This is a genomic window from Methyloglobulus sp., from assembly GCF_040079455.1.
Taxonomy (GTDB): domain Bacteria; phylum Pseudomonadota; class Gammaproteobacteria; order Methylococcales; family Methylomonadaceae; genus Methyloglobulus.
On record NZ_JBEBKJ010000134.1, the window covers coordinates 1 to 5,433 of the forward strand.

Genomic DNA, 5,433 nt, shown 5'->3' on the forward strand with positions numbered 1-5,433 from the left:
CTCTCGTTCTCCAAGTGTGCAACGTGGCATGACGGCATGATTCATTGGTTTGTCGTTACCTATAATTCGAGCTTATCAGTTAATGTTTAGCCACTACCTTCCCGGAGAAATTTTAATGTTTATTAACAGTTATCTCCAAATATCGCTCTATCTCATCACACTGCTGTTGCTCGCAAAGCCGCTGGGTGTTTATATGGCTAATGTGTATGAAAACCGTCCTGTGCTGATTAATCGATTTTTTGCACCGATAGAATCGGCATTGTACTGTTTAAGTGGGGTTAACCCTGAACAAGAAATGACCTGGAAGACGTATACGGGAGCCTTGTTGTGGTTTAACTTGTTGGGCGGATTGGTGATTTTTATTTTGCAAGTCGCGCAGAACTACCTGCCCTTAAACCCCCAGCAATTGGATAATGTTTCGTTCGATTCAGCTTTTAATACCGCCGTCAGTTTTATCACCAATACCAATTGGCAGGGTTATTCCGGCGAAGTGACGATGAGTTATTTGACCCAAATGTTAGGCCTGACGGTGCAAAATTTTGTGTCCGCAGCGACCGGTATGGCGGTGTTGGTGGCGATGATCCGCGGATTTCAACGCAAGAACACGGAGACAATCGGTAATTTTTGGGTGGATTTAACCCGTGGGCTTTTGTACATCTTGTTGCCTTTATCCTTGATATTTTCATTCGTGTTGGTCAGCCAAGGCGTGGTGCAAACCTTCAAGCCTACTATGCAGATTCCATTAGTCGAACAGGCTCAAAACGAACCACAAGCGGAGCAAAGCAATATCCAAACTATTGCCGTCGGCCCAGCAGCATCCCAGATTGCTATCAAGCAATTAGGTACGAATGGCGGCGGTTTTTTTAATGCCAATTCCGCGCATCCTTTTGAAAATCCAACGCCGTTGTCGAATTTTCTGGAGTTATTGGCGATTTTATTAATCCCCGCCGCCCTGTGCCATAGCTTTGGCACAATGATCAATGACACACGACAAGGCTGGGCGATTTTAACCACAATGACCTTGGTTTTGCTCGGCGCATTACTGGTAACGCTCCACTACGAGCAAGCAGGCAATCCGCTGTTGACGGCGTTAGGTGTCGATCAATCGCCCAGCCTAACGCAATCAGGTGGTAACATGGAAGGCAAGGAAACCCGCTTTGGTATAGTCAATTCAGTGCTTTGGGCAACGGCAACGACCGCCGCGTCAAATGGTTCTGTCAATGCCATGCATGATTCGTTTATGCCACTGAGTGGTATGGTGCCGATGTGCCTGATCCAGTTAGGTGAAGTGATTTTCGGTGGTGTCGGTTCCGGTCTCTATGGCATGTTGATTTTCGCTATCATTGCCGTCTTTGTTGCAGGGTTGATGATCGGACGTACGCCAGAATATCTGGGTAAAAAAATTGAATCTTTCGAGATCAAGATGGCGGCTATCGTTATTTTAATCCCGGCATTCTTTATCTTGATGGGAACAGCATTGGCGGTGCTAACCGATGCGGGCATAGCGGGGATTGCCAATCCCGGCGCACACGGTTTTAGTGAAATCCTATACGCATTTTCTTCGGCGGCGGGTAATAACGGCAGTGCCTTTGCGGGATTAAGCGCCAACACGCCGTTTTATAATATCGTCTTAGGCATCATCATGTTGTTTGGCCGTTATGGGATCATTATTCCCGTGCTGGCGATTGCCGGATCATTGGCTGCCAAAAAGTCGGTACCGACCACAGTTGGCACCCTGCCTACCCATACCCCTCTATTTGTGCTGCTGTTGATCGCAACCATTTTATTGGTCGGTGCCTTAACCTTTGTGCCAGCATTGGCATTAGGGCCCATTGTTGAACACTTACAACTCATAAATCTGCATTAAGCCGATTGATTAAAAGGAGTTACCTAATGACCACTAAACATCACACGCATCCGTTTATTACCAAAGCGCTTCTGGTTGAAGCACTATTCGATACGTTACGTAAATTAGCACCGCAACAGCAATGGAAAAATCCGGTGATGTTTGTGGTTTACATCGGTAGCATTTTGACCACTGGCTTATGCCTGGAAAGCCTTTTCAGAGGCGATGATCAACAGCTTGGCTTCATGTCGGCGATAACCTTTTGGCTTTGGTTTACCGTGTTATTTGCCAATTTTGCCGAAAGCATTGCCGAAGGGCGCAGCAAAGCCCAGGCGGCATCCTTACGCGGCGCCAAACGTGAACTCATGGCAAAGAAACTCGATGAACCGCGTTACGGCAACAACTACGCCAAAGTGGTCAGCACGTCGTTAAGACGTGATGATATTGTTTTAATCGAAGCAGGCGATTTTGTGCCTGCGGATGGCGAAGTCATCGAAGGGGCAGCCTCGGTTGATGAGAGTGCAATCACTGGGGAAAGTGCACCGGTCATCCGCGAATCCGGCGGTGATTTCAGTTCCGTGACGGGCGGAACACGGGTGTTGTCCGATTGGTTGGTGGTGCGCGTAACGGTAAACCCTGGTGAAGCTTTTCTCGACCGGATGATTTCGATGGTGGAGAGCGCCTCACGGCAAAAAACGCCTAACGAAATTGCCCTGACAATATTACTGGTGGCGTTGACCTTAATTTTTTTGCTAACCACAGTGACCTTATTGCCTTATTCGATTTACAGTGTGGGCATTGCAAAATCAGGCACGCCCGTTTCGATTACCGTGCTGGTCGCGCTATTGGTTTGTTTGATACCGACCACGATAGGTGGTTTATTGTCTGCGATTGGCGTCGCCGGTATCGGCCGGATGATGCAAAAAAACGTCATCGCTACATCAGGGCGGGCTATTGAAGCAGCGGGCGATGTGGATGTGTTGCTGCTCGATAAGACAGGCACAATTACCTTAGGCAATCGGCAAGCTTCTGGTTTTTATCCGCTTGGTGGAATCAGTGAAAAAGAATTGGCAGACTCTGCCCAGTTGGCTACCTTGGCTGATGAAACCCCGGAAGGGCGAAGTATTATCGTTTTAGCCAAACAAAAATTCGCACTACGGGAACGCAATATCCAAGAATTAGGCGCTACCTTTGTCGCGTTCAGTGCGCAAACCCGTATGAGCGGCGTCAACATCGGCGACCGTCAAATCCGTAAAGGTGCAGCGGATGCTATTCGAGCTTATGTTGAATCGCAACAGGGAAAGTTTCCGGATGAAGCAAAAAATCTGGCCGATAACGTTGCTCGTAGGGGTAGCACACCATTATTAGTGGCTGAAGGTGGTCGCGTGCTGGGCGTCATCGAGCTTAAGGATACTGTCAAAGGCGGCATCAAGGAACGTTTTGTTGAGCTACGGCGCATGGGTATTAAAACCATCATGATAACCGGTGACAACCGATTAACAGCAGCCGCCATTGCAGCAGAAGCTGGCGTCGACGACTTTCTGGCGGAAGCGACACCAGAGGCGAAACTTAAGCTAATCCGCGAGCAACAGGCGGAAGGCCGCTTGGTCGCGATGACGGGAGACGGCACCAACGATGCCCCGGCACTAGCCCAGGCTGATGTCGCAGTGGCGATGAATTCAGGTACGCAAGCTGCCAAGGAAGCCGGCAATATGGTCGATTTAGACTCGAATCCGACAAAACTGATTGAAATCGTCGAAACCGGTAAACAAATGTTGATGACGCGCGGCGCATTAACGACCTTCAGTTTAGCGAATGACTTGGCAAAGTATTTTGCGATTGTACCTGCCGCTTTTGCCAGTACCTATCCCGAACTGGGTGTGCTAAACATCATGGGACTTAGCAGCCCGGACAATGCGATTCTCGCCGCCGTTATTTTTAATGCCCTGATAATCGTTGCGTTAATCCCTTTGGCACTGAAAGGCGTTACCTATCGGCCTCAAAGTGCAGAAGTGTTACTCCGTAATAATTTACTGGTTTACGGCGGCGGCGGTGTCATTGTGCCTTTCATCGGGATTAAGTTAATCGATCTTGGCTTGACGGCGTTAGTGCTTTAACGGAGGAGAAGACTATCATGGCTCAACAACTCAAACCTGCTTTACTCATGCTCGTGTTTTTTACGTTATTAACCGGTATTGCCTATCCGCTGTTAGTGACCTTTGGCACACAGATGCTATTTTCGAATCAGGCCAACGGCAGTTTAATCGTCAACAAGGAGCATATTGCTGGTTCTGAACTTATCGGCCAGCCCTTCATCCGACCCGATTATTTTTGGGGACGGCCTTCCGCGACATCGCCTGGCCCATATAACGCAGGAGCTTCTAGCGGTTCTAACTTGGGGCCGAGCAATTTAAACCTTGTGGGAACAATCAAGTCTCGTATTGCGGCTTTGCAAGCTATCGATCCTGAAAATAAAGCACTTGTTCCGATTGATCTGCTTACCGCTTCAGCCAGTGGCCTTGATCCGCACATCAGCCCAGCAGCGGCAGAATATCAAGTCAACCGTATCGCTAAAGTACGTAAAATTGACCCGGAAAAGCTTCGGCAATTGATACAGTCGCATACTGATGGACGGCAATGGGGTTTGCTCGGAGAGCCACGGATCAATGTGCTGGTATTAAATCTAGCGTTGGATGCCAATCAGACAATCACTACGGATGCGAATGAGCGTGATTTTACTCTACCTCCAAGTAAAGTGAATACCGAACTTTGCCAAAAACAAGCTCTGCTTCTGCATCCTGGGGTGATTGAAAAAGAGCAAATGCTAGATCGGCACAGAGAATTCTTGGTTAAATATCGAATTCAAGCGCCTGATGGCAAGGAATGGCAAGTGTTGTGCGATTTGAAATCCGGGAAATTAACTCGAGAATAGAATGGATGATAGCCGCCCAAATCCCGATGTGTTGCTTGCCCGTGTGGAACGTGAGGAACAACAGAGCAAACGTGGCCGATTAAAAATATTTTTCGGGGCAGCCGCGGGTGTCGGTAAAACCTACGCCATGCTTTTAGCCGCCCATGACAAACGGCTAAAAGGCATGGATGTAGTTGTGGGGCTGGTCGAAACCCATAATCGCCAAGAAACCATAGCAGTCTTACAGGGTTTGGAGGTATTGCCGCCGAAATTGGTGCAACATCGCGGTACTGTGCAGCGCGAGTTCGATTTGGATGGCGTGCTCAAACGCCGCCCAGTTTTGGTTCTTGTCGATGAGTTAGCCCATAGCAATGCGGTGGGTTGCCGTCACCCGAAACGCTGGCAGGATATTGACGAATTGTTGAGGGCAGGGATTGATGTCTACAGCACCCTCAATGTCCAGCATTTGGAAAGCCTGAATGACGACATCAACCAGGTTACCGGAGTACAGGTAACGGAAACGGTTCCCGATACCGTTTTTGAACTTGCCGATGAAATTGAATTAATCGACTTGCCACCCGACGATTTATTGATGCGGTTGAAAGAAGGCAAAGTCTATATCCCCCAGCAAGCTGAACGGGCGATGCAACATTTTTTTCGCAAAGGTAACCTGATT

3 protein-coding genes and 1 pseudogene are annotated in these 5,433 nt (G+C 48.6%); all 4 read left to right on the top strand.

Going from position 1 to position 5,433, the window contains the following annotated elements:
* Positions 1 to 115 precede the first annotated feature (115 nt).
* Positions 116 to 1,867 carry a potassium-transporting ATPase subunit KdpA gene (gene kdpA, locus ABL924_RS17650; RefSeq protein WP_349028411.1) on the top strand — a complete coding sequence of 584 codons (1,752 nt, stop codon included), beginning with the start codon at positions 116 to 118 and terminating at the stop codon, positions 1,865 to 1,867.
* 26 nt (positions 1,868 to 1,893) lie between these two features.
* Positions 1,894 to 3,963, top strand: coding sequence for a potassium-transporting ATPase subunit KdpB (gene kdpB / locus ABL924_RS17655; RefSeq protein WP_349028412.1), 2,070 nt, complete (start codon positions 1,894 to 1,896; stop codon positions 3,961 to 3,963).
* 17 nt (positions 3,964 to 3,980) lie between these two features.
* Positions 3,981 to 4,778 carry a potassium-transporting ATPase subunit KdpC gene (gene kdpC / locus ABL924_RS17660; RefSeq protein WP_349028413.1) on the top strand — a complete coding sequence of 266 codons (798 nt, stop codon included), beginning with the start codon at positions 3,981 to 3,983 and terminating at the stop codon, positions 4,776 to 4,778.
* Position 4,779: 1 nt separating this feature from the next.
* Positions 4,780 to 5,433: pseudogene (locus ABL924_RS17665) on the top strand (two-component system sensor histidine kinase KdbD); the annotation flags it as partial.

Coding starts and splice junctions, on each gene's coding strand:
- kdpA (WP_349028411.1), top strand. CDS start 116: ATGTTTATTAACAGTTATCTCCAAATATCGCTCTATCTCATCACACTG.
- kdpB (WP_349028412.1), top strand. CDS start 1,894: ATGACCACTAAACATCACACGCATCCGTTTATTACCAAAGCGCTTCTG.
- kdpC (WP_349028413.1), top strand. CDS start 3,981: ATGGCTCAACAACTCAAACCTGCTTTACTCATGCTCGTGTTTTTTACG.